The 1,482-nt window shown below is 68.0% G+C and carries 2 protein-coding genes and 1 pseudogene; 1 reads left to right on the plus strand and 2 read right to left on the minus strand.

Annotated elements, in window-relative coordinates; genetic code table 11:
- Positions 1–125: 125 nt before the first annotated feature.
- Positions 126–413: pseudogene (locus FV222_RS25810) on the plus strand (transporter); the annotation flags it as partial.
- Positions 414–491: 78 nt separating this feature from the next.
- Here the strand turns inward: FV222_RS25810 and FV222_RS25815 are convergent.
- Both FV222_RS25815 and FV222_RS25820 read right to left on the minus strand, forming a co-directional pair.
- Positions 492–701: a hypothetical protein gene (locus FV222_RS25815; RefSeq protein ID WP_147752495.1), complete on the minus strand. Its 210-nt coding sequence runs from the start codon at positions 699–701 to the stop codon at positions 492–494.
- Positions 702–866: 165 nt separating this feature from the next.
- Positions 867–1,388 (minus strand): DUF1993 domain-containing protein, encoded by a 522-nt coding sequence (locus FV222_RS25820; protein ID WP_147815983.1) that lies wholly within the window; start codon positions 1,386–1,388, stop codon positions 867–869.
- Between the last annotated feature and the right edge of the window lie 94 nt (positions 1,389–1,482).

Genomic DNA, 1,482 nt, shown 5'->3' on the forward strand with positions numbered 1-1,482 from the left:
CGTAGCGCAACGCGCTCCGGTCGTAGCGAACACGGTTCTCGGTCGTCCACATCAGCAAAGGCCTTTCTCAGCCCTCGCTTGAATCACAACCTGCTCAGATTGCACAGCTTGTTGCCGAACAGACACTCACGGCCACGAAGCATTTCGGCAAATGGGAGGTCGGGCCGGTGGCCTTCGGATCGACCGACCTGCCGACCGGCGACCCCTCCTACGCCCGCCAAGGCCAGGTCGCCGTCGGCGCACTCGTCGGATACAATTTCGGCCCGGTGAACCTTCAGGCCTACGTCACGCGGGACGTGATCCAGCGCAACTACGCCGGCCTCGAGACACGCGGCTGGCTGCGAGTCACCGTGCCGATCTATCAGGACAAGGACGCGCCTCCCGCGGCGAGCCCGGTCATCCGCAAGTTCTGACATCGTCGACGCGCCGGTCATCGGAACGCAGTCGAGGGCATCGAGGTCTTCGCAGCGCGATGCCCTTCGGTCCGCGAGCTATCGCAGGGTGGGCGACTCGCCGGCCTTTAGATGCGGATCCTCGCCGTCTGGGCCGCCGAGCGAAACATGGTCGTTCAGGCGCCCGAGATGCTCGAAGACATGCTCGAAGGCGTTCGTGACGGCCTGCTCGAAGGCGCCGTCGCCCTTGCCCTGGGCGTCCTTGAGGGCGCCGAGCAGGGCGCGGTGCTTATCTGTGTCGCTCGACATGGTCTTCCTCCCGACCGGCACGAGCACCGGCTCGGAAAGCCAAGCGGCTCGACCGCCCCGAGTTCCGCGGCATCGCCGACGACGGACCCGGCTTGAAGCCGGCGCGCCTGGAACTTGCGGCGCTCCCGACCTGATGTGCGCGATGTCCGACACCCGGTGCGTCGCCTACTTCGCCGCCTGGATGTTCGGCGGCCCGAGATGCTGGAGGAAGTCCGGCTTGCCGAGGCTCACGCCGGCCCCGCGCAGGATCGCGTAGGCGGTGGTGACGTGGAAGAAGAAGTTCGGAAGCGCGAACCCGGTGAGGTAGGTCTGCCCCGAGAAGCGGTATCCCGAGCCGTTGGGGAATTTCAGCTCCACCTCGCGCTCCGCGGCGGATGCCAGCGCCGCCGGGTCGACGCCCTCGACGAAGGCGATGGTCCGGGCGCAGCGCTGCTTGAGCTCGGCAAAGCTCGCCTCGACGTCCGGCATCGCCGGAGCCTCAATGCCGGCGAGCCGCGCCATCGCGTTCTTCGCGCTGTCGGACGCCATCTGGAACTGGGCCGGCAACGGCTTCATGTCGGGGGCGAGGCGGGCGAGGAGCAGGTCGGCCTCCGGCTTCTCCGAGGCCGCCTTGTCGAGCCAGGCGCTCATGTTGCGAAGCGCGTTGATGAAGATCGGCGCGCTGACGTCGTGGATGCTGGTGCTCATCGAGAACGGCTAAGCCGGCCGCCGCCGTCGGCGCGGTGAGGCAGCGCACATGGCGGGACGCCACGTCCCAGCGGACGGGTGGCCCCTCAGGCCC

The organism is Methylobacterium sp. WL103 (assembly GCF_008039885.1).
Lineage (GTDB): Bacteria > Pseudomonadota > Alphaproteobacteria > Rhizobiales > Beijerinckiaceae > Methylobacterium > Methylobacterium cerastii.